At 45.4% G+C, this 23,687-nt stretch carries 19 protein-coding genes and 1 tRNA gene; 13 read left to right on the forward strand and 7 right to left on the reverse strand.

Going from position 1 to position 23,687, the window contains the following annotated elements; translation table 11 throughout:
- Positions 1 to 5 precede the first annotated feature (5 nt).
- The 3 genes from E4N66_RS03060 to E4N66_RS03070 are packed head-to-tail and all read left to right on the forward strand — an operon-like array spanning position 6 to position 5,280.
- The gene (locus E4N66_RS03060; protein WP_253728920.1) at positions 6 to 1,688 is read left to right on the forward strand and encodes a TerB N-terminal domain-containing protein; all 1,683 of its coding nucleotides are present in this window, start codon (positions 6 to 8) and stop codon (positions 1,686 to 1,688) included.
- Positions 1,685 to 3,016 (forward strand): ATP-binding protein, encoded by a 1,332-nt coding sequence (locus tag E4N66_RS03065; RefSeq protein ID WP_253728921.1) that lies wholly within the window; start codon positions 1,685 to 1,687, stop codon positions 3,014 to 3,016. Before E4N66_RS03060 ends, E4N66_RS03065 begins: the two co-directional genes overlap by 4 nt.
- Before the next feature lie 20 nt (positions 3,017 to 3,036).
- Positions 3,037 to 5,280 (forward strand): DEAD/DEAH box helicase, encoded by a 2,244-nt coding sequence (locus tag E4N66_RS03070; protein WP_253728922.1) that lies wholly within the window; start codon positions 3,037 to 3,039, stop codon positions 5,278 to 5,280.
- A 93-nt stretch (positions 5,281 to 5,373) separates the two neighbouring features.
- On the opposite strand, the gene E4N66_RS03075 is transcribed toward E4N66_RS03070, so the two are convergent.
- Positions 5,374 to 6,504 (reverse strand): Fic family protein, encoded by a 1,131-nt coding sequence (locus E4N66_RS03075; RefSeq protein WP_253728923.1) that lies wholly within the window; start codon positions 6,502 to 6,504, stop codon positions 5,374 to 5,376.
- 367 nt (positions 6,505 to 6,871) lie between these two features.
- Between E4N66_RS03075 and E4N66_RS03080 the strand changes: the two genes are divergently transcribed.
- The 4 genes from E4N66_RS03080 (at position 6,872) to E4N66_RS03095 (ending at position 13,075) form a co-directional block, all read left to right on the forward strand.
- A complete protein-coding gene (locus E4N66_RS03080; RefSeq protein WP_253728924.1) occupies positions 6,872 to 8,575 on the forward strand; it encodes an ATP-binding protein in 1,704 nt (567 codons plus the stop codon).
- Positions 8,576 to 8,724: 149 nt separating this feature from the next.
- The gene (locus E4N66_RS03085; RefSeq protein ID WP_253728925.1) at positions 8,725 to 10,092 is read left to right on the forward strand and encodes a hypothetical protein; all 1,368 of its coding nucleotides are present in this window, start codon (positions 8,725 to 8,727) and stop codon (positions 10,090 to 10,092) included.
- 352 nt (positions 10,093 to 10,444) lie between these two features.
- Positions 10,445 to 11,680 (forward strand): dicarboxylate/amino acid:cation symporter, encoded by a 1,236-nt coding sequence (locus E4N66_RS03090; RefSeq protein ID WP_253728926.1) that lies wholly within the window; start codon positions 10,445 to 10,447, stop codon positions 11,678 to 11,680.
- A 27-nt stretch (positions 11,681 to 11,707) separates the two neighbouring features.
- The gene (locus E4N66_RS03095) at positions 11,708 to 13,075 is read left to right on the forward strand and encodes a CCA tRNA nucleotidyltransferase (RefSeq protein WP_253728927.1); all 1,368 of its coding nucleotides are present in this window, start codon (positions 11,708 to 11,710) and stop codon (positions 13,073 to 13,075) included.
- 64 nt (positions 13,076 to 13,139) lie between these two features.
- Here the strand turns inward: E4N66_RS03095 and E4N66_RS03100 are convergent, their stop codons facing one another.
- Genes E4N66_RS03100 through murC form a run of 4 tightly spaced genes read right to left on the reverse strand, consistent with a single transcriptional unit; the run spans position 13,140 to position 16,930 of the window.
- Complete coding sequence (locus E4N66_RS03100; protein ID WP_253728928.1) at positions 13,140 to 13,973, reverse strand: HhH-GPD family protein; 834 nt, start codon at positions 13,971 to 13,973, stop codon at positions 13,140 to 13,142.
- 55 nt (positions 13,974 to 14,028) lie between these two features.
- Entirely contained in the window at positions 14,029 to 14,604 is a 576-nt protein-coding gene (gene cmk, locus E4N66_RS03105) for a (d)CMP kinase (RefSeq protein WP_253672897.1), read from the reverse strand.
- 11 nt (positions 14,605 to 14,615) lie between these two features.
- A complete protein-coding gene (locus E4N66_RS03110) occupies positions 14,616 to 15,482 on the reverse strand; it encodes a YicC/YloC family endoribonuclease (RefSeq protein ID WP_253728929.1) in 867 nt (288 codons plus the stop codon).
- Positions 15,479 to 16,930 (reverse strand): UDP-N-acetylmuramate--L-alanine ligase, encoded by a 1,452-nt coding sequence (gene murC / locus E4N66_RS03115; RefSeq protein WP_044015251.1) that lies wholly within the window; start codon positions 16,928 to 16,930, stop codon positions 15,479 to 15,481. Before murC ends, E4N66_RS03110 begins: the two co-directional genes overlap by 4 nt.
- Before the next feature lie 98 nt (positions 16,931 to 17,028).
- On the opposite strand from murC, the gene E4N66_RS03120 reads away from it, so the two are divergent.
- The 3 genes from E4N66_RS03120 to E4N66_RS03130 all read left to right on the forward strand — a co-directional run bounded on the left by E4N66_RS03120 (position 17,029) and on the right by E4N66_RS03130 (position 20,109).
- Positions 17,029 to 17,102: transfer RNA gene (locus E4N66_RS03120), tRNA-Arg, on the forward strand.
- A gap of 107 nt (positions 17,103 to 17,209) precedes the next feature.
- The gene (locus E4N66_RS03125; RefSeq protein WP_253728930.1) at positions 17,210 to 18,553 is read left to right on the forward strand and encodes an MATE family efflux transporter; all 1,344 of its coding nucleotides are present in this window, start codon (positions 17,210 to 17,212) and stop codon (positions 18,551 to 18,553) included.
- The gene (locus E4N66_RS03130; protein WP_253728931.1) at positions 18,550 to 20,109 is read left to right on the forward strand and encodes an NAD-dependent epimerase/dehydratase family protein; all 1,560 of its coding nucleotides are present in this window, start codon (positions 18,550 to 18,552) and stop codon (positions 20,107 to 20,109) included. Before E4N66_RS03125 ends, E4N66_RS03130 begins: the two co-directional genes overlap by 4 nt.
- 44 nt (positions 20,110 to 20,153) lie before the next feature.
- On the opposite strand, the gene E4N66_RS03135 is transcribed toward E4N66_RS03130, so the two are convergent.
- Positions 20,154 to 20,921: a DUF1295 domain-containing protein gene (locus E4N66_RS03135; RefSeq protein WP_253729423.1), complete on the reverse strand. Its 768-nt coding sequence runs from the start codon at positions 20,919 to 20,921 to the stop codon at positions 20,154 to 20,156.
- A 165-nt stretch (positions 20,922 to 21,086) separates the two neighbouring features.
- On the opposite strand from E4N66_RS03135, the gene nth reads away from it, so the two are divergent.
- Positions 21,087 to 21,728, forward strand: coding sequence for an endonuclease III (nth, locus tag E4N66_RS03140; protein WP_371922457.1), 642 nt, complete (start codon positions 21,087 to 21,089; stop codon positions 21,726 to 21,728).
- Between the two features lie 53 nt (positions 21,729 to 21,781).
- On the opposite strand, the gene E4N66_RS03145 is transcribed toward nth, so the two are convergent.
- Positions 21,782 to 22,552 (reverse strand): metallophosphoesterase family protein, encoded by a 771-nt coding sequence (locus E4N66_RS03145; RefSeq protein ID WP_006188793.1) that lies wholly within the window; start codon positions 22,550 to 22,552, stop codon positions 21,782 to 21,784.
- Positions 22,553 to 22,576: 24 nt separating this feature from the next.
- Between E4N66_RS03145 and E4N66_RS03150 the strand changes: the two genes are divergently transcribed.
- Entirely contained in the window at positions 22,577 to 23,155 is a 579-nt protein-coding gene (locus E4N66_RS03150) for a hypothetical protein (protein WP_253728933.1), read from the forward strand.
- Positions 23,156 to 23,252: 97 nt separating this feature from the next.
- Positions 23,253 to 23,660: a hemerythrin domain-containing protein gene (locus E4N66_RS03155; RefSeq protein WP_253728934.1), complete on the forward strand. Its 408-nt coding sequence runs from the start codon at positions 23,253 to 23,255 to the stop codon at positions 23,658 to 23,660.
- Positions 23,661 to 23,687: the final 27 nt, after the last annotated feature.

Here is a 23,687-nt window from a genome sequence, read left to right on the forward strand (position 1 = left end):
TGGGTATGATAGATATATTAAAATTTGCGAAAGACTTGGAATCGGCACCGCAGCAGATGATACACAAAGCGGGCGGCTTCAATGGAGAAAACGGCTTCACGGTGATTCTCGATAACAGCAATACGGAGCAGGCTCAGTATCGGGACGCGCCGCTTTTCTATGGTCAGACACTGACGATAAAACCACCGAATGATAATACAACAGCACAACAAACCACATCATTCGGTAATAATCCCAAGCCAACGCAAAAAACAGCACCGGATAGAGCTTCAAACAGCGCAACACCAAAAGCGAAAAAGTATGTTCCGGAGCAAATTCGCAGAATGAAGAATCTCTATCAATATGGGAATGGTTCTTTTAAGCAGATATGCAAAAATTTCTATGTGCAGGGAAAATTCATGGAGGACTATGAAGATAATGTTCCTTGGAAAGGAGAAATCAGCACTTATTATTGGTCGACCTATCATAATTTATCTTTAGCTCAGCTGCGTGGGTATTTTACATGGCGGACTGAATTGCGGAAGGGAAACTATCGGAAGCACTGCGAAACGTTTGTATCGATGTATCTGTATGAGCTGCTCAATGGGATAGGAACGAAATCGGTGGAAGACAGTCTTAGGAAAATGGAAGAATTTGAAACAGGGTATATCGATTCAGGATTTGGCGACAAATATCTGCGAGATATGCTTCATCGCTGGATGCTGGAATTCGCTGTATTGAAGGGACTTGCCCCGGATATTACCCGTAAATATGCGGACAGCGACATGCTGGAAAAAGACGCCGCAGTTGAAATTCTTCACTATCCGGAAAAATTCAATGCTCAGGAAGTGTTTAATGCGCTCTGTGTGTTCGGTGGGAAGAAGACTGCCGAATCGAAGCTGATACAAGAGCGCGGGATGGAAGCTATCACCCTCTTTGCAGCGGTATGGCGGCTTGCTTCCGTTCAATATCAAGAAGATGGAAAAAAACTTTTTCAACTTTGTTTTGGGCGCCGAAGAGCACAGGACTGGCACCCTCTTGAGTACACACTTTACTATGATAATAGTAAGAAAAGAAAATCCGTCGCATATGAGCTGAATCCTTCTCGATCATATCTCTTTAAAGAGGGAGCATGGTATGTGGTAACGTATCAAAGCTACTATTTTAATAGAAAGATAATTGCTGACTTTTTACATGAAACAGACCGAAGACTGCGCTTATACCTCAAAATAAGACATCCGCTAAAAGAGCGAAAAGAAGCGGCATGGGCGGTACCTTATATAGAGGCGGTTATTGAGGCGGATCGGAAAGCAAAAATCGAAGCGGCACGTCCTAAGATCTCGATTGACTTTTCAGGCCTGGATAAAATCAGAAAGGATGCGCTTGAAACTCAAGACAACCTGTTAACCGAGGAAGAAACACAGTGTACGCCGGAGACTGCATCAAAACCATCCGGAGTGTCCGTTCCGTTAGATGGTTTGTTAGACGGTATGCAAATGCAGCTGTTGCGGATGCTGCTCCGCGGAGAGCCGGTGCAGGAATTGATTGCAGCACAGCATGGAATGCCGAGCGTTATCGCCGATGCTATCAACGAGGCCTTGTTTGATCTTATCGGCGATACGGTGGTAGAATGCGACGGCAAAACGATTACCCTGGTGGAAGATTATCGTGATGATATTATCGGGATATTGGGAGATGAAACAACATGAACGAAGCAGAAAGAAAAGTTCCGAAGCGGATTGCGCAGACAGTATTGCATTCTTTAAAAGGCGGTGTTGTGCCCCGTATCGGGCTGCCCTATATCACCGTCGGAAGGAAAAATGAAATTCAAGCCTTGCTGCATGATGTTGATATTATCGCCGAAGGCGGTGCTTCGTTCCGCTTTATTGTCGGGCGGTATGGAGCAGGAAAGAGTTTTTTACTGCAAGCTATCCGAAATTATGTGATGGATCGCGGGTTCATTGTTGCGGATGCAGACCTGTCGCCGGAACGGAGGCTGCAAGGAACGCGGGGGCAGGGGCTTGCAACATACCGTGAGTTGATCGGGAATCTTTCCACAAAGACAAAACCGGAGGGCGGTGCACTCACGCTGATATTGGAGCGGTGGATCAGCAGCGTGCAAAGTGAAGCCTTGCAAGAAAGCGGGCTTCAACCCGGAGACCCGGCGCTGACTGCGCTTGTCGATCAAAAGATTTACGCGGTAACCGCTTCGGTGAGCGAGCTGGTACACGGTTTTGAGTTTGCTCAATTACTTTCAGCCTATTATCATGCGTATCTCAAGAGCGATGATGAAACGAAAGCAAAAGTAGTGCGGTGGTTCCGGGGTGAATATGCCCTCAAGCGTGAAGCAAAGGAAGAACTCGGTGTCAATATCATTATTACGGATGATGACTGGTACGAGTATCTCAAGCTCTTTGCAACATTTTTTCGGCTGGCAGGTTATTCCGGCATGATGATTATGATCGACGAACTCGTCAATATTTATAAAGTCCCCAACTCCATCACGCGCCAGTACAATTACGAAAAACTCCTCACTATGTACAACGACACCTTACAGGGGAAGGCAAAATACCTCGGTATTATCATGGGGGCGACACCGCAGGCGATAGAGGATAAGCGGCGCGGTGTGTACAGTTACGAGGCGCTCCGCTCCCGTCTTGCAGAGGGGAAGTTTTCCAAGCCCGGTGCACGGGACTTACTTGCGCCGGTAATCCGGCTTGACCCGATTACTGCGGAAGAAATGCTGATCCTCTGTGAAAAGCTCGCTGCGATGCACGCCGGTCTCTATGGCTATGGACAGAAAATCACCACGAACGACTTGGCAGGGTTTATCAAAATTGAATATGAGCGGATCGGCGCCGATGTACATATCACCCCGCGCGAAGCAATCCGGGATTTTATCGAGTTGCTGGATATTTTATACCAAAATCCGGGAATGAGCGTTATCGAGTTACTAAACTCCGATACATTTTCGTACGCAAAGTCTGATGCGGTATCGGACACCACCGATGAAAACTATGCCGAGTTTACGATTTAAGGTGAGTGCGCAGCAGAGCAATGGACATCTTTAATCAATACGCCCCTTTTATACAGGATTATATTTACCGCTCCGGCTGGCAGGCGCTTCGCGCGGTGCAGAACGCGGCGGGCGATGCTCTTTTCAATACCGATAACAATGTGCTGCTGACGGCATCCACCGCCTCCGGCAAAACCGAAGCGGCGTTTTTTCCAATCTTGAGCCTCTTATACGAAGAGCCTGCTGCCTCGGTGGGAGTGTTGTACATCGCTCCGCTCAAGGCGCTCATCAATGATCAGTTCGGGCGACTGAACGAGCTTTGCGAGGAAGCGGGAATCGCCGTAACGCAATGGCATGGGGATGCGCCGCAGAGTCAAAAGCGGAAGCTGCTCCGTAAACCGGCGGGGATTTTGCAGATCACCCCGGAATCTCTTGAAGCGCTGATGATCACCAAGCAGAGCGAAATCCCCGCTTTGTTCCATGACCTACGCTTTATCGTCATTGATGAAGTCCACTCCCTGCTGCGTGCCGACCGCGGCGGGCAAACCTTTTGCCTGATCGAGCGGCTCTGCCGGACTGCGGGCTGCAATCCCCGGCGGGTTGGTCTTTCCGCCACACTCGGTAACCCTGAAGAAGCGGGAGCCTTTCTTGCTGCAGGCAGCGGGAGAGAAACGGTTATCCCCAAATGCGACGGCGGCAAAGAAGTGTGGCGGCTTTCGATGGAACACTTCTTCAATACGGAACCGCAAGCTGACGAAGGCAGGCCTATTACCATCGAAGCGCTTACGGTAGAACCCGCCGCGGACACGGCACCCAAGGCTGCCGATCCGGGGATGGGCTATATCTTTGAGCATACCCGCGGTAAAAAATGCCTCGTATTTACCAATTCCCGCGAGGAGTGTGAATCCGTATGCCAGCACCTCCGGCAATACTGTGAAGCCAACCACGAACCCGACCGCTTTTTAATTCACCACGGCAACCTTTCCGCTTCGTACCGCGAAAGTGCGGAAGAAGAGATGAAGAATGACGACTCGCTTATCAGTGTGTGCGCTACCGCTACACTGGAGCTGGGGATTGATATCGGGAGACTGGAGCGGGCATTCCAGATTGATGCACCCTTTACCGTTTCCGGTTTTTTACAGCGTATGGGACGTACCGGACGGCGCGGTACTCCTTCGGAAATGTGGTTTGTTATGCGGGAAGATCATCCCGAAGCGCGGGCAATGCTGCCGGAGATGATTCCGTGGTATCTCATTCAAGGGATTGCACTTATTCAGCTTTATATCGAAGAGCGCTTTGTGGAACCGCCGCGCACGGAAAAGCTGCCCTTCTCCCTGCTCTATCACCAGACCATGAGTACGCTTGCCTCCTCAGGTGAGATGACACCGGCGGAGCTGGCCTCCAGAGTACTGACTCTGTCGGTATTCCGCCGCATCAGTCAGGAGGACTTCCGTACCTTGCTCCGGCACCTTATCACTATTGATCATATCAACCGCACGGAAAACGGCGGGCTGATTGTCGGGATTACCGGGGAGCGGGTTGTCAACAATTATAAGTTTTATGCAGTGTTCCAAGAAAATATCGAATACACGGTGCGTTCCGGTTCCGAAGAGCTGGGAACAATCGTCAAACCGCCGCCTGCGGGCGAGAAGATAGCCATTGCAGGCAGGGTGTGGGCAGTGGACGAGGTGGATCACCAGCGCCGCGAGGTATACTGTACGCTGGTAAAGGGGAATATCCCTGCGTATTTCGGTGATGTGGCAGGCGATATACACACCCGTATCTTGGAACGGATGCATACTGTCCTTGCCGAACGGAAAAGCTACCCGTACCTGATGCGCCATGCCGTGTGCCGGTTGCAGGAAGCGCGGAATACGTTCAGCAAGGCAGGGATGGACACTCACCCGCTCATTTCCCTCGGCGGCTCTATGTGGGCGCTCTTTCCTCAGCTGGGCAGCTATGCCTTTCTTGCGTTGGAACGTTTTCTCAAGCTCCGCTGCGGTACACGGCTTGGGCTCAAAGGCTTGAGTCCGTCCAGACCGTACTACCTACAGTTTACCATGCAGGTAAGCGCACAAGAATTCTATCGCATTATTGCCGAAGAAGCCGCACAAAACTTTGACCCGCTTGAGCTTGTGTACGAGAACGAAGTTCCTATCTTTGACAAATACGACGAGTATGTTCCCTCTGAGCTGGTGCGCAAAGAATTTGCCTTAGGGGTGCTGGATATCGCCGGCATGAAGCAGCGGGTGCTGGGATGGAAGAAAAATGCAGAGAAAGCATAATATGAAATACAAAGGCTATCTACATCTCGGTTTTGCATTGGATCTATTCAGATGCATAAGCACTCATCTCTCTACTGCTGACAATCGGGATCGTTAAAATAATCTGATATATTCATCAAATATAAACGTGCGGTTGCGCCGGTAACCGGTGGTCTCTTTGAGGATAGCGGCTTCCGTAAAGGATCGGAGTAAGCTATTTGCGGCCTTTGCAGAAAGATGCAGCGTATCCTGAACTATCGTACCGGTAACAATGGGCTTACTAAAAAGAAGATGTAACAAATCGATACCGGCAGCGGCTCTTTTTCCAAAGTCATTGAGAATTGTTTTTTCGCAGCGTCTGCGTAAATCGATAATACACTTGAGCGTATGAGCGGAATTTTGCGCTGTTTCACTGACGCCTGTTAAAAAAAACTTAATCCATTGCGTAAGATCATTTTTTGTCCGTACTAATGTTAAATTATCATAATAAAGCGTCTTATTCTTTTCAAAAAAATCGGAGAGATACAAGAGCGGCTGCTGCAAAACCTTACTATACACCAAATAGAGCGTTATTAAGAGCCGTCCTATTCTTCCGTTTCTGTCTAAAAAAGGATGAATGGTTTCAAACTGATAGTGTGCAATAGCTATGCGGATAAGATGCGGAATTTTGATGGTATCATTATTTAAGAAGATTTCGAGGTCGGACAGCAATTCCGGCAGATGTTCATGCGAAGGAGGCACAAAAACGGCATCAGCCAGCGTAGCTCCACCAAGCCAATTCTGAGAAACGCGGAACTCGCCCGGGCTTTTATGTTCTCCTCTTCCTTTGGAAAGCAGTATTTTATGTGTGTTTTTAATCAACCTATTGGAGAGCGGCAGGGTATCCAATTCATTGATGGCTCTATTCATCGCTTGTACGTAGTTATGAACTTCTTGCCAGTCATCGCGCTTTTCAGGATCAATATTGTTTTGTTCGCTTAAAGCTTCTTCGATATTTGTCCGCGTACCTTCGATGCGATTGGATACAACCGCTTCTTTAAAAATATGCATAATGATAAATCGATCCAAATCCGGCACCAAAGAAGAAAAAGAGTTCAATTCACCTAAATGCAGCGACGCTTCTTCCAAAAGCGCATTGATTGAAGAAACTTGCCACGAAAAGTTATGATTGATCATTTCGGGTAGAAAATATTGATATTTATATCCTTGTTTCAAACAGCCTGATTTAAAATCTTTTATGTCCATAGAGTGCTCCGCCAAGCCAATCATAGCGCTATTCGGTACAAAAAACAAGTTATATTTTACTTTAACAGCTTAAAGTAAAATATAAGATTCTATAATTTCCTTTCAGGGCTGTTTGCGTCCTATTTTCCGTTTCCAGTAAATGGATAAGCGCATCAGATAGAGTAGATAAAAAACGGCCTGATGCGTTTACCCTGCAGTAGATGATGCCCTCTCCGTAAGCCTTTTGAAAAGATGTGGCGTAGATCCGAGGCGCGAGAAAAAATTAACCGCAGGCGTATCTTTGATACGTCGAGCATTTATTTTTTCGCAGCAACGAGGGAGAAAAAGAAAATTGCAGGAATGCCCTTGAGATGCTATAATCCTCAATATGAACATTCCACGCAGACTGCCGATCGGCGTACAGAGTTTTAAAGATTTACGGGAAAAAGATTTTCTTTATGTAGATAAAACAGAATACCTTTTTCGCTTAGCAAACAGCAGCAAGGTTTATTTCCTCAGCCGTCCGCGACGGTTTGGCAAAAGCTTGTTTCTTTCAACATTAGCTGTGTATTTTCTCGGGCAAAAAGAACTGTTCAAAGGGCTTTACCTTGAAAAAGCCGAAGAAGAACAAGCTGCACAAGAAAACCGAACTCCATGGCAAGCATATCCGGTACTCTATCTGGATTTTAATACAGAAAATTACAATGATGAGAATAGTATGCATACTATTCTCCACACCCATTTAAGCCAGTGGGAAAAGCAATACGAATCAGATACTGCAGAGCAAACATTTTCGAGCCGATTTAAAGGAATTATCCAACGGGCATATCAGCAAACCGGCAAGCAGGTAGTCATCCTTGTAGACGAATACGATAAGCCCTTGCTGCAAACTATGGGTGTCAATGAAAAGCTGAATGAACACTACCGCAATGCGCTTAAAGCGTTTTACTCAGTAATCAAAACTTGTGATGAATATATCCGATTTGCCTTTCTCACCGGTGTTACCAAATTCAGCAAGATCAGTATTTTCAGCGATCTGAATAATCTGAAAGATATTAGTCTGCATGAAACGTATGCCGGTATTTGCGGCATTAGTCAAAAAGAGCTGGAATCAAATTTTCAACACGAAATACAAGCGCTTGCAGAAAAGCAAACACTTAACTATCCGCAGACGCTTGCATCCTTAAAGCAATGGTATGACGGCTATCTCTTCCATCCGGCAGGGGAAGGAATGTATAATCCTTATAGCATTCTCAATGCTTTTGATGATAAAGAAATCAAAAGCTACTGGTTCAGTACGGGAACACCGACTTTTTTAGTCAATTACCTGAAAGAAGCTCACTATTATATTCCCGATCTTGATGGCAATGTTGAATTGGATGAAGATGGGCTGCAAACGTATCGTGCTGTAGCTCAAGATGTGCTGCCGATTTTATTCCAAGCAGGTTACTTAACAATCAAGAAATACATAAGCGATTTAAGGCTGTATCAGCTTGGCTTTCCGAATAATGAAGTACGGTATGGCTTTTTGCATAACCTTTTACCGGCATATTCTGACGTACCCTTCGGTCAAACAGGGGTTTGGGTGGGGCGATTTGTACAAGACATCCGCAATGGCAATGTGAACGGCTTTATGGAGCGGATGCAGTCGATTATCGCCGGTATTCCGTATGATGATTTCCCGAAGGAAAAGCTGAAACTGCGGGAGCAGAATTATCAAACAGCGGTATACCTCGTCTTTGCGCTGATGGGACAATTTGTACAGACGGAAGTGCACTGCTATAGCAGAACCGCCACGGATGGCGGTGGTTCCATGCAGCAGCGGCGTTTCGGCTCTGCCGAAACTCGCAGCCAAAACTATACACGGATGTATAGTTTTGGCGTTGATGCCGTGGTTACTACAGCTGATTCTGTTTATATCTTCGAGTTTAAGCTAAGCGGCAACAGCGGTGCGGAAGACGCAATCAATCAGATAAAAGAACAGAACTATGCCGCAAAGTATAAGGTAGATGGGAAGAAGATTGTGTTGATCGGTGCGGGATTTGATGAAGAAAAACGAACGATTAAAGAGTGGAAGGTGGAAAGATTATAATCCGATGAGTTTAACCCCGTAGACATACATTGCATCAGCGAAATACCTTTCCTGCTCTTGACTTTTGAGGGGGGGGGGTATTATGGAAGAAAAGGTAATTGAAAGTATCAACAGTATAGTTGAGGAAATATTTTTATAGGAGGTGTTGTATGAAACAAGTAAAGAAGAACTTTTTGAAAGAAAGGTTAATTGGAATATTAGTAATACTAATATTAACATTAACAATGGTACCATGTTTTACTTCCTGTAGCCATGGTAATAACCCTGAGAAATCTAAGCCCGAGGTTGAAGACAAGAATAAGAAGCCTGATACGCCTAATCCGCCAAAGCCTACAGATCCTGTACCCGGTAAAACTTCAGATCAACTGATTGAAGAGTTGGCAGCAAAGAAATTGGGTAAAATTAATCAAGAGACATACTTCCACACATTCGATGTATCAGGTATTAACTCTGATAAGTCCCAAAAGGAGCTTAAGGATAACATGAATCCTTTTAACTTAGGTCGTAAGAAAGGCGATGAATCGAAGAAATTATATCTGATATCTTCCACATTTAAGCCTGATAGTGGTGCACCCACCCCTGGAGGTTTGTATGAGAATGTTGCAGCATTAAAAAATAAAATATTTGAGATGCTTGTAAATGTATCTGAGCCAACTATAGCTGCTCATCATTTACCGGATGAAAGTAGTTATGGTTTTAATACTTTGGCTGATGCCTTGGAGTGGAAATGGAATATTGTCAAACAGGAAGCTGACGGTAAGCATTTTTTTTATGAAAAATGCTACCCATGGTTAACGTTTATGACCGATCCTACATTATATCAGTATACTGGCAGTAATCTTAAAAATGTATATGAGATTGCTGATTCTGGTACCGATTATATTGTCAGAGGTTTGAGTGCTGGAAAACCCGAAATATATTTTTATAATATATCTGGTTCTAATCATTTTGAATGGTGGATTACATTTGTTAATAGAAGTGATAAAGGTCAGATTTATTCTTTTCATATTGGCCCCTACTACATAAAGATGGTGGCTTATGATAAAAAGAAGGATATTATTCCACCACCTGCGGATGATGCAGAATATCCAGGTAAAAATGATAATATGGAGCATAATTATAACCTTCCTGTAGTTCATATGCTTAAGCTATCGACTATGGTGAATATTTCCTTAGGGAAGGAGCCAGGCGAATTACTGAAGGATTTAGAAGCAGATGTTATTAATAGTGATATTCCAAAGAAACTTCAGTATGAGGCATATAAAGCAGTTCCAAGTCAAACGTTAAGCGATGAAGAGGCGAAGAAGCTGGCAAAGGAAAAAGTGGAGGGTTTTATAAAAATCAATCCATTTAAGGATAACTTTGCAGATCTTAGCAACTGGGATGTTTATCTTACATTCGGTGAGTTTAATCTTGGTTTTAAGTTTACAGCTACGCAGACACCATTTATGTGGCACAATACTGTTAAACTTACAGGGCCGGACGCTGATGCTTACTGGGGTAAATGCTGGGAATGAATTCGTCACAATTTCAAAAAGTTTTTGGACAGCCCCGAGTTATCATGCCAAAACCCGCGCACTTCATTCATGCGAGGGTTTAATACCTGCCGTTTCTCGCCTTCTCTAAAAATCTAATTGTGCGAAATTTTATCCAAAATTTCGCACAATTTTCCAGTAGACGGGTAAACGCATCAGGGAAATAGCTCCAATTCTGCAAAATATATAGGCTGGGAGACCATTTGAGCTGCGTAGCAGCGAAACTCTGGTTGAACAGCCTATATATTTTGCAGGGCTGTCACAACTGCCTGATGCGTTTGCCCATAGCGTGCGGCGTTGACGCAGTACAATCTTTGGGTTACACTCAGTCGTTATGAAAATTTGGTTGAAATATTTTATCGGTATTGTGCTGGGGGTAACCTTTGCTCTTGTCGCCGGTGCCGAAAATACGCTATTTGTACAGGCTGTAGACTTTTTATCAAAAGCAGCGATACAGTTCGGAAGGTATGCCCTCTATCCGGCAGTTTTTTTCGGATTTACGCTCAGTATCTTTGAATTACGCGAAAATAGAAGTCTGCTCAAAGTTGCGATTATTACAAGCCTCATTATCTGCGGTGCCGCATTATTATTGTCCTGTATCGGATTAATATCCGTACTTATTCATACACCCGCTCGTATACCTATTTTTGTAGAAGGCATATCCGATGTACAAGTTCTCGGTGTGAAAGAATCGCTATTACAGTTACTTCCTTCCAGCTCGTTCGAAGCATTGATAAATGGAACCTATATCCTACCGCTTTGCATTTTCGGCGGATTTGCAGGAGCCGGCTGCGCCGTTGATAGAAATATTGCGAAGCCGACCATCACGCTTATCGATTCTTTGGCTCGGATTTCTTATGCGGTACTGGTCTTTTTTGTGGATATGCTGGTATTCGGTATGGTAGCTGTTTCTTCCTACTGGGTAATTAAATTTCACGAAATGCTCTTGACTGCAGTTTTTGCCGATTTTGCAATTCTGCTTATTGTCGATCTATTGATTATCGCACTTGTTATTTATCCCGCATTATTGAAAATCTTTTGCCGCGATATCAATCCGTATCGAGTTCTCTATGCAAGCCTCGCACCCATGATGGCAGCCTTTTTTTCACAGGATACCCATGTTGCGCTCAGTGTATTGCTGCGTCACTCCAACGAAAGCCTCGGTGTACGACGGCGCATTTCCTCCGTTGCCCTTCCTGTTTTCTCTATTTTTGGAAGAGCAGGTTCGGCTTTAGTCATTACCGTCAGTTTTGTTGTGATTTTAAAATCTTATTCGATTAATGTATTTAGGATAGCTTTTAGCGATATATTTTGGCTTGTGGGATATGCCTCTCTCTTTTCATGTTTGCTCGGACGGTTTTCTATCGGGGGAACATATATTGCGCTGACTTCCTTGTGTATGCTTTACGGACGAGGCTTTGAGTCGGGGTATTTGATTTTACGTCCGACTGCCTTTTTTATCAGCTCCATCGCGGCAGCAATTAACGCATTAACTGCAATAACGGGAACCTATATAACAGCGTATCGATTCAACATGACCGGCAGAAAAGATTTACGATTCTTTATTTAACCGAAGCCGGTATTGAAGTGTAAAATTATGGAACAAAAATTTCCCGTTCCTTCTCTACTCAAAGAAATCAGCGGATATTTCCATGAAGCGGGTTTTTCCGCATATCTCGTAGGCGGGGCTGTCCGCGATTTTTTCTTAAAGAAAAAAGCAAGCGATTGGGATATTGCAACCAATGCGCAACCGCAGGAAGTAATGCGCTTATTCCGGCGGACAATTCCTACCGGAATAGAACACGGTACCGTTACCATCATCTATAAAAATAAGCATATCGAATGTACAACCTTCCGTACCGAAACGGATTATACCGACGGACGGCATCCTGCAGCGGTTTCATATACGGCAAGTATAGAAGCAGATCTTGCCCGCCGCGATTTTACGATGAATGCCATTGCAGTTTCTCTTCCTGACGGAGAAATCGTTGATCCCTTTAACGGCAGAGCGGATATCCGTGCAGGGCGGATTCAAACAGTTGGGAATCCGCTCGACCGATTTTTAGAGGATGGTTTGCGCCCCGTCCGTGCGGTTCGCTTTGCAGCGCAGCTCGGCTTTACCGTCGATACGGGAACATTGCAAGCAATCCCGCAGGCGCTGCATATCACCAAAAAAATTTCGATTGAACGATTCCGCGAAGAGTTTACAAAAATGCTCAGCTGTCAAACTCCGCTTACCGGCTTGCGGCTAATGGAAAACACGGGGCTGCTGAATCTCTTTATCCCGGAGCTGATGGAATGCCGCGGCATCGGGCAGGGAAGTTATCATCACTTTGATGTACTCGACCATAGCTTTCTGGTGTGCAATGCCTGTCCAGCAGGAATGGAACACATCCATATCCGGCTTGCGGGGCTTTTCCACGATATCGGGAAGCCCGCTGCCCGCAAGGAAGCGGCGGACGGCAGCTGTACCTTTTACCGCCACGAGGCTGTCTCCGAAAAAATGACCCGCAGCATTATGCGGCGTCTGAAATACTCTAATGCCGAAATAGAAAAGACTGCTCATTTAGTTGCCGAACACATGTTTCATTATGATCCTTCATGGACTGACGCCACCGTCCGCCGTTTTATCGTCCGCGTTGGGAAAGAAAATATCGATGATTTATTTGCGTTACGAAAAGCGGATGTTTTCGGGCTCACCGGTACGTATGCAGAGCCGAACTTTCTTGTAGAATTTACGGCACGGATTGATACGCTTCTCAAAGAGGACGGGGCGTACAGCCTTAAGGATTTAGCGGTTAACGGAAAAGATTTAATGGCGATCGGTATTCCCGCGGGAAAATATCTCGGTCTGGTTTTGCATGATCTTTTGGAAACGGTATTGGATGATCCTGCGCAAAACACTAAAGAGGCGCTCTTACCCATTGCCGCAGCGCTCTATGAGCGGATACAACGGTTTCAATAGGCGATGACGTTTTTAGTTTTTACATTGCATGGATTGGATGTAGCCGTTAGGGTTTTCAATTTCGCTACTGCTTAATGGAATAACAGCCGCCTTCTTCTGCAACAAAACCTTCGCGGATGAGACCTTCGAGCGCTTTATCGAAGAGGAGCTTTTCCGTCTGAGTATTGCCGTACAGCTCTGCATATCCTTGATTACTGTGTGCCGTCAGTGTTCTGATTACTGCGCCGCGCGCTTGCCGTACCGAACCTTCAAACTTGGACTGTTTGGTATAATGTCTGCTTTTTCTGTTCGGATTGACGGTCTTCTTTTTTAATTCCGCACCGTAGTCCATCAGCGCGTAGTACCAAAGCCGCGGATTTTCTTTATACAGCGAGGCTTCGATATGAGGGAATAATTCTTTATCGCTGATATCGGTTTTGTCCTTAAAAAAGAAAAAGATAAACACCGCGCGGATATTTGTTTCGATAAATGCGTTGGGTTTATTGTAGGCGAATGTCGAAATCGCGGCAGCCGTGTAGGGGCCGATACCCGAAAGCGTTTTAAGCGTTTCGGGAGCATCGGGAACAACGCCGCCGTATTCGTTTACAATGGTTTTTGCACACTGATGTAAAAAACGCGCGCGGCGGTTGTATCCGAGACCTACCCACTGCTCAAGCACCTCCACGAGGGAGGCTGCCGCAAGGTCTTGCACCGTGGGAAACACTTCCAACCAGCGGTTGTATTTTTCCACCACTCGCTCGGTCTGCGTTTGCTGCAGCATAAATTCGGACACGAGGATGGAGTACGGATCGCTCGTTGTGCGCCACGGAAAAGAGCGCCCATGTGCAGCATAGTAATCTAAAATCGCTTTTTGAAAATCGGAGTAGTCGGGATGAGGTGGTGCTTCAAGAATACTCATTTGTTTACTATGGATAAGCTGTTCGCTCTTCAAGACTTGGTATTCCGAACCTTTGTTATGTGTCTGCTTTCGGAACAATGAGCGAACGCCGTAAAAGCTCGTCTATGATAAGCTCTACAATGAGATCGGGGGTATAATGCTCCGTATCGATCAGCATATCGGCAAAGGCATAATCGGTATTGTCGATATTGTACAGTTCTTTGTACCGGCGGGTATCGTCGCTGTCCCGCATCGCAGTAAACTCTTTGATATGTTCAAGGCTTCCGCCCTCTCGTTGAAAGATACGCCCGGCACGCACTTCATCAGAAGCATAGAGATACACTTTTAAATCCGCCTCTTTCAGCATCCAAATTGCAAGGCGGGAACCCAGTACACACGATGATTTCAGCGCCTGCTCAACTTGGCGGTTATCGACAATGCGGTCAAAGCTGAAATCGGTCTTCGCTTGCTCAATGACTTTCTTTAACGGCATATCCAATTCTTTTGCAAGATTCCTAAAGGTATAATTGATGCACGGAATACCCAATGTGTCGGCAAGCAAGGTAGAGACCGTCGTGTTGCCGCAGCCGGAAGCACCTGAGATTGCAATGCGCAGCTCTTTTTTTGCAGGAATAGCATAGTCGTTTTTCATCAGTGTATCCCTCATTCGATATTGTGAGCCTGCTCGCGGATATTTTCCAGAGCATCTTTAGCGGAGATTACCGCTTGTCCGATTTCCGTCAGCTGATTTTTGGAGCCGATGGTGTTAATCTCCCGATTGATTTCCTGACATAAAAAATCAATTCTCCGGCCGGGAGTTTCGTTCTCTGTAATTTCTTTTTCTAAAGCGGCGATATGTGCTTTTGCCCGTATAATTTCTTCATTGATTGTATACTTAACAAGCAGCACCGCCGTTTCCTGCATAACACGCTGCTGATCCGGCTCACGCTCCATAAGGTCGGAAAATTTCTTTTTCAGCATTGCAGAAAAAAGTTGTTCCATTCTCGCAGCATTCTGTTCAATCTCCGCAACGGAGTTGGAAAGTACGGTAAGCATTTTCCGTATGTCTGCGGACAATGCCTTTCCTTCTTCAATCCTGCACGCATTGAATTTTTCAATCAGCTCATCGAGTAGGGGAGCAAGGGCTTTTTGCCAAAGTTCTTCATCAAAATTTTTATCGATTTGTAACACTCCCTCTTGCCGTAAAATCAGGTCGAGTGTGATTTGATTTTCCATTCCGAGCGCATGAGCAATATCAGCGATGGATTTATAGTAGGACTGTGCGAGAGGTATATTGGGCAGGATGGGCTGATCATTATGGATTTTTTTTAAACGCAAATAAAAATCGACCTTGCCCCGTATGATACGCTTGGAAAAATATTTGCGTAAAAACGGTTCAAGTTGAGTAATCGTAGAGGGAATATTGATGTTGAGATCCAAAAATCGGGAGTTATAGCTCTTTAATTCGCAGGAAATATCGGTACCGTTCACAATGCCGTCAAGATAGGCATAGCTCGTCATGCTTTTCATACGTGTGCCTTTCCGCGTAAGTCGTTATAAACGGCGCGGCCGAGCTTCCAATTGTCGCCTGCACCGACGGTGATGAATAAATCGTTTGGACGCAGCTCTCGCTCTACAAAATCCTTTGCGTCCATAATCTCTTCAAAATAATGAACCCGTTTGTGCCGCTTCTTCATTTGTTCATACAAGGTTTTGCCGTTTGTTGAACCGCTGTATTTTTCCCGTGCGGAAGCATAAATCTTATGCAGGATAACCGTATCGGCGTATGAAAACGCCTTGGCAAATTCGGGGAGCAGCGCTGCAGTGCGTGAATAGGTATGCGACATAAAGTCTGCGATAATACGCCGTTTGGGATAAAACTCGTGTATACCCTTGAGGGTTTTATAAATTGCGGTGGGATGATGCCCGTAATCATCCATGAAGAGGATGCCGTTGACTTCGCCCAAAATTTCGCTGCGCCGCTTTGCTCCCTTAAACGAGGCGAGACTGTTCCTGATTGCGGTGAGGTCGGCGGCAGTAACTTCTTTCCGCTCCTGTTTGATAAGCCCGATTACAAGCGCGATAGCGGCGGCGGCGTTGAGAACACTGTGCTCTCCCGGAATACCGATACGGAATTCTCCGTCAAAGCCGCGGAGGGAAAAAACGGACTGTCCGTTTTGGATGCCGAGGGTTTTAATCCCGTAATCGCCGTGTGCTGTTTTTCCATAAGGCGTTAAGACAAGATCGGGACGGGAAGAAAATGTCAGTTTTGCCGCCTCCCGCGCTCCTGCATCGTCGGAACAATAAATTAATTCGGTGAACTGGGGCAGGCGGTCGATGTATTGCAAAAAGGCGGTTAATATATCTTCGTATTGCGGATAATAATCCTGATGGTCGCTTTCGATACTGGTAAGTACGATTTTTTGCGGATGGAAAAATAAAAAGTTACGTTTATACTCACAGGTTTCGGCGACAAAATATTTTGAACCGTTGATAACCGTGCATCCGCCGCCGAAGTTGGACACGGCGCTGCCTGCCAATACGGAGGCACTTAAATGTAAGTCTTTTAAAAGAGTACCTGCGATACCGGTGGTCGTTGTTTTGCCGTGTACGCCTGCAATACCTGCCGAATAACTGTGTTGAGAAAAAGCGCCGAGTGCTTCGGGATAGCTCATGCGCGGGATATTTTGTTCTACAGCGGCGTGCAGCTCCGGATTTTTATCGGGCGTGTAAGCCGTTGAATATATGATAAGCTTTGTAGAGGCGGGAATATTTGAAGGTGCAAAAGGACTGCTTACCGGTATGTTCAGCTTGCGTAAAAGTGCATCGGTATAAAATTCATCGCTGACATCGCTGCCGGTTAGCTTTGCGCCTCGCGAAACGAGCAGCTCCGCTAAGGCTGCCATACCGGTGCCTTTAATACCAATCATGTGTATGTGATAGCCGGAGAGGTTTTCAGGTAAACGTGTTACAATCATAGATGAGCACATAATAATGAAAAAGCGTGTTTTACACAAGAAGAAGTTGTTCAGGGCTTGACACCCAATACCGTCTTGTGTAGTATAAAACAGCCTTTGGGACTATAGCTCAGCTGGATAGAGCGTCAGATTCCGGATCTGAAGGCCGGCGGTTCGAATCCGCCTAGTCTCATTCTTTTAATAATATTAAACTTCTTGTTGTTTCCCGTATTTCATGCCTGCCTTGTTAGGTCTATTTTAACCGGTCTGTTGACCATTATATTTTTTGAAGGAAATAAAATGATAGCCGGACAAAGAAATAGTGACCTGACGGAAGGAATTATCTGGAAAGTACTGATTATATTTACCTTACCGATTTTGGTGGGGAATTTTTTTCAGCATTTATATACGACAGCTGATGCGGTGATTGTCGGGCGGTTTACCGGCAAAGAGGGTCTTGCCGCAATCGATTCTATTTTTAGCCTATTAAGATTACCCGTTAATTTGTTCAGCGGACTGTCGGCCGGTTCTTCAATTTTAATTTCACAGCTCTATGGAGCAAAAAAGTACCATGATCTGTCAAAGACAATGCATACGGCATTAGTGCTCACGTTTATTGTCGGAACGTTTTTATCTGTTATCGGTGTTTTATCGGCTCCTGCATTATTGGGAATGATGGGTGTTCCTTCCGATATTTTTAATGCAACATTAATCTATGCCAGGATATACTTCGGCGGGATGTTAATCTCGCTCTTTTATAATATTGCTGCAGGAATTTTACGGGCAATGGGAAATGCGCAAACGCCGTTTTATGCATTGGTGGTTTCAAGCGGAATAAATGTTATACTCGACATTGTATTTATCGGTGTGTTCAAGTGGGGGATCGGCGGGGCAGCTTTCGCAACCGTGCTTGCACAATTATGCAGTGCATCAATTCTTTTTATTACACTTTCAAAAAAAAGCAGTTTGTGTCCGTTGTATGTTTCAAAGTTTAAAGTATACGGTACTGTAGTTGCAGCTATCACAAAACTGGGTATTCCGATAGGGTTGCAGTCAATACTTTTCCCGGCTGCAAATATGATCATTCAGGCGCGGGTAAATGCTACCGGTACGGAAAACATTGCAGCGTGGGCGTTATGCGGTAAATTGGATTTTCTGATTTGGATTTTGCTTGAAGCAATGGTAACCTCTGTTTCTACGTTTGTTGCACAAAACTATGGCGCGAAAAAATATGACAGGGTAAGTACGGGGGTTCGTACCGGTTTATTGATGAGTGTCGTTATTATCGGAATATTGAGTGCGATCTTGTATTTATGGTGTGTGCCATTGGGAAAGCTCTTTATCAGCGCCGAAGATTATGGTATTCTTACCACCGCTGAACGGTTAATGCATCTGATGGCTCCCTTTTATACGGTATTTGTATTTTCGGAGGTTTTGTCTGCAGCAATGTACGGAATCGGCGAAACATTTAAACCGATGATTATTACCATGCTTGGAATATGCGTGTGCCGTATTCTGTGGATATGGTGTGTCGTACCGCGGTATCCTTCGATTGAAGTAATCGTGTGGGCGTTTCCTGTATCTTGGAGTTTAACTACCGTCGCATTTATTGTTGCATATCTGCGATTGCGGAGAAATATATGAAAATTGTTTTTATTACCGGTGTGTCCGGAACGATGGGTTCCGAAGCGTTAAAACAAATTGCTCAGACGGGAACATTCCGGTGCCGTGTTCTGTTACGGCCTAAAAAGGCGAATATAAAGCTGGCAAAAAAGCTTCAAAAAAACGAAAACATTGAAGTGTTGTTCGGTGATATACAAAACTACGAAGACTGTCTTGCCGGTGTAAAAGATGCAGATTATGTGCTGCACTGTGCGGCAATTATTCCTCCGGCAGCCGACCACAATCATGATGAAGCTTTCCGTACAAATTGGCTGGGAACTCAAAATCTGCTGAATGCTGTGGTAGAAAGCAGGCAAATCGAAAAGACAAAATTCGTTTACATAGGCACCGTTGCGGAATACGGCAACAGAACATTCAAACACCCGTGGGGACGAGTCGGCGATCCGCTTTTGCCGAGTGCCTTTGATATGTATGCGGCAAGCAAAGTAAAGGCTGAACGTGCAGTTATTGAATCTCCTTTATGCTGGGTTTCACTCCGGCAAAGCGGTATCTTATATGACGAAGTGCTTTTCAATAACATGAATGACGGGCTGATGTTTCATACGTGCTGGAATACGCCGATAGAATGGGCAACGGCGCGTACTTCCGGTTTGCTTTTGAAAAATCTCGTTGAAAAAGATACAAACGGAACGCTCAGGTCTGATTTTTGGAAAAAGGTATACAATATCGGAAACGGAAAGGATGCCCGTGTTACCGGTTTTGAAACACTTAACCGCGGTTTTAAAATGATGGGGCGGAGCGCCGAGGAAATTTTCCGCCCCGAATGGAATGCAAGCCGTAATTTCCATTGTATGTGGTTTGCCGATTCTCATATATTGAATCGCTATCTTGATTTTCAGCATGAAGGATTTGAAGCGTTTTTCTCAAAGCTTGAAAAAAAATTGTGGTATTTTAAATTGGGAAAACCGTTCCCGCGCCTTGTTCAGCGTTTTTCGATTATGCCGCTGCTGAACACAAATAATGCTCCGGTCTTTTGGGTTACGCACAACCTCAAAAAAAGAGTTGATGCCTTTTTCGGATCGCTGGATGCATATAATGCAATCCAGCGCAGCTGGAAAAAATTTCCGTTATTGTGCAAAAATCAAAACCCTGAAACCGGTGCTGAGTTAGATTACGCGGCATTGAAAGACGAAGAAGCGCTTGCGGCAAACAATATGCTTTTAAATCACGGCTATGATGAAACAAAGAAGCCGGAAGACCTTGATATTGAAGATATGCAGCGGGCGGCGGCTTTCCGGGGCGGCAAGTGCAATAGTACAACAATGACCCGCGGCGATATGTACCGTCCGCTGCAATGGCAGTGCCATAATGGTCATCATTTTTCGGCGACTCCGTATTTGGTGCTTAAAACAGGCCATTGGTGTCCCGAATGCTGCAGCGTACCGCCGTGGAATTTCGGAGAGCTTGCAAAACATATTCCGTTTTATGCACAGGTATGGTACGACGATCACACGAGTGATGAAACAGAATCATATTCGGCAGAGGATGCCCGCGATATATCCGCCTACGAAAAATGAAGCTCAGTGACGCTTTCCGAAGCTGGGTCGTTTAGCAGGTTCCTCTAATACACAAAGGGGATAATGCGCTTTGGTTTATAGCGGGCAAATTCGTCGGGGAAGTCTTTTGCATATTTTTTATACAAGGCATGAGACCGCGGTACTAAATTGCAAGCCGTCCAAAATAAAAACAGGAAACCGGCGGATGACCATGTTAAAACGGCGAAGCCGAGCCATTCCACTAATTCACCGAAGTAGTTTGCGCTGGTAACATAGCGGTACATCCCCTTACACGGATAGTAATGCTTGCTGTCTCCATTTGATCTCAGCGAACGGATATAGGAATCGGATTGTATATTGATAAACATACCGGCACAAAATAATGCAGCACCAACGATAAAACGGGGATCGGCAAACCAGCGCACGCTATACATCTCTGCGGGAGAAAAATAAAAAATCCATAAACCGATTAAAAACGCATTGATCGTATTAAAGAGCATCCCCATAGATACTATGCTGAGCGGCATTTTACTGTTTCCTTTGAGCAGCATCGGGAAAATCAGCGTGCGCTGAATGTAGTGCGCAAGGAAGAAAGACACAAGCACTATCCGTACCGGTTTGTGTGCATAGTCGAGTACGGACAGTAAAGAAATCATAACGATAAGAGTTGGGCACTCCATCAGCATCCATGCAGCTTTATTGTTAAAACTGAAGCCCCATTTTTTATTGATTAGCTTTCCGTACCCTGCCGGGATAAAATACAAGGCAAAAAAACATATCAATCCCAAAACAAGCATTACAATTTCAACAGTACAATATACAGAATACAACATTGCCACAGTATCACCGCTTTTCCTCTTTTAATCAACTATCCCTCGATGCGGGGTGTTGGGGAATGCAACTTTCCGCACGAATCAAGCGCCGGTATGAAGGGTTGACAGGCTGCATAAATACTCGTAGCTTACTTAAAAAGGCTGAATGAGATTATGGATCCTACGATACGATTGCTTCCCGCCGATGCAGTGTACACGGTGTATGAACGGCTGCGGCAGGAAAATCCCAACCCGCGGAGCGAGCTGCATTGGAAAAATGTCTATACATTGCTGGTTGCCGTGGTGCTTTCGGCGCAGGCAACCGATGTTGGGGTAAATAAGGCAACCGCACCTCTTTTTGAAAAGGTTGATACGCCGGAGCAAATGCTTGAACTTGGCGAAGAGGGACTGAAAAGCTATATCAATTCCATCAATTTATACCCGACAAAGGCAAAGCGGATTATCGCGCTCAGTAAGATTTTGATAGACCAATATCATTCGGAGGTACCGCATGACCGTACTGCATTGGAAAGCCTTCCGGGGGTCGGGCGGAAAACAGCAAATGTTGTGCTGAATGTAGGATTCGGGGAACCGGCAATAGCGGTCGATACACATATTCTGCGTACAGCTCCGCGTATCGGGCTGTCGCAGGGGACAACTCCGCTTGAAGTTGAGCAGGATTTACTGCGCGTAACGCCCGAAGAATTTTTGCTGGACGCTCATCATTGGATACTGTTGCACGGCAGATATGTCTGTAAAGCTCGAAATCCTAATTGTGCCGGATGTAATCTTAATGATATATGCTTAAAAAACGGGGTAGGGGACTAGAACCATAAAAAAGGGGGAAAAAGATAACAGCCTAATCGATTTTACGATCGCATTTACAATAGAGCCGTTCCCAGCCGTTGGCTTATTTTTTCATTGGTAGGTCGGACATCATAATATACCGCTTTAAAGGTGATTGTGCGGGCTGTAGTATCCCACAGTGCGAAATATGCAGGGAAATGCGTTTTATCGGCAAGCTCCGCCGCCCTGCCCGCTACTGCGTCTAATACGCGCGGAAAGCCTACGCTGCCCGGATTGATGATACAGCAATCTTTATCGAGTGTTACCGTTTGCTCCGGTTCGGGGTATAACGCATCGTAGCATCCCCGATCGATGTAGTAGACAGCCGCTTGATGCGTGTGTCCGCAAAAGCAGAGTTTAAAACCTTCTGCACACAGGTACCGGAGCGATACGGCTGTTTCTTGCCCGCCGTGCAGATATTCGGTGACGGGTTCCAGCGGAGAGCCGTGTACAAGCAGTGTCTTTTCGGATAAAAAATAGAGAGGACGCAAGCCTGCCAAAAAGAATCGGCTTTTCCATGAAATAAGCTGTGCGGTTTTTTTTAGAGAGCGGCGGGCGTTCTCGCCGAACCAGTCGGACGGAAGCCTTTTAAGCAATCCTTCTTCGTGATTACCTGTCAGAAGAATGCACGGACGGATATGTTTTTTTAATCCTTTTACTCGCTGAATGCAGGCTTCGGGATCGGGGCCGTAGCCGACCATATCGCCAAGCGAGATAAAGCCGTCGTACTGTCCATTGACGGAATCCAGTACAGCGTTGAGCGCTTCCATGTTTGCATGGATATCTGCCGTTACCACTATTTTCATACTGAGAGGAATATATCATACCGTATGCCGGAAAAACTTACAACAAGACTTTTGAATAACCTCCGGGATAGCTTTCAATCCGATTGGAAATTGCTTTCCGAAACGGAGCATTTCCTTGCGTCTACCCCTTTGCAGCAGAACTATGAGCAGCAATTTGCCGTATGGCGTAAACGGCTGCAAACAGGGAAAAATGATGCGGTACGTGCATCGGTACGGGAAGACCTTATCGCATTGAGGAAGGCGCTGCGTTTGGAAGGGTATGATTTGTCTCTTGGAGCAATTCAGCTTATTGTAAAAGACTTTGTCAACGATGATGCGGCGGCTCGCGGTTTCCGGCGGGTTGTGATCTGCTTTTGTGATGCGGGGCTGTTTTGGCTGTCGGGGGAAGCCAATCACCTTGAACTTGGCAGTGATCTACAGTCCGAGCTGGAACGTAAGCGGCTATATGTTCATCCTGAAATGCATTATCTTTGGTTTCTGTGGAAGCGGAATGCTTTGCTGTTAAGCGGTTCCGCAACCGAAACAAAAGAAGCTTTTGAGCGCCTACAAACGCGCGTACAGGCAAACCCGCAAAAAGTATTGCGCTATCTTAAAGCGTTGTAGCTGCCTGCTAGCTCCATGACGTCCGCCTCAGAAATCTTTCAAGCGGTTGCTTTCCTTTTAATAAATGGTTATTTTATAAACCGTTAGGAGATATGATATGGACATGGATTTATACATAACAAAGCATCGGGTCATGCAAGATTACCTTCGCCAGCTAACCAACCTTGTAAACGGTACTATAGACAAGGCAAATGCTCCATTAATTGCAGAGCTTATTAATAAAACAACGGGTGTATTGAATATGCACCTTGCCTCCGAGGATCATTTTGTTTATCCGAAATTATTGGAGAGCAGCGATGAGAAAATTCGATCGATTACCCGATCATATATGAATGAAATGACCGGCATAGCGGATTCGTATCTCGCCTTTCATAAAAAATTCAACACGCCGTCAAAAATACTTGCGGATATCGATGAATTTAAGCGGACTTTCAAAAAAGTTCGGGATGCATTATTGAGGCGTATGGAACGCGAAGAAAAAGAACTGTATACGCTTACTGTTTAAAAGTTTCCTGAAAAGGTAATACGTGGA

Origin of the sequence: Treponema sp. OMZ 857 (genome assembly GCF_024181085.1) — a bacterium.
Taxonomy (GTDB): Bacteria; Spirochaetota; Spirochaetia; order Treponematales; family Treponemataceae; genus Treponema.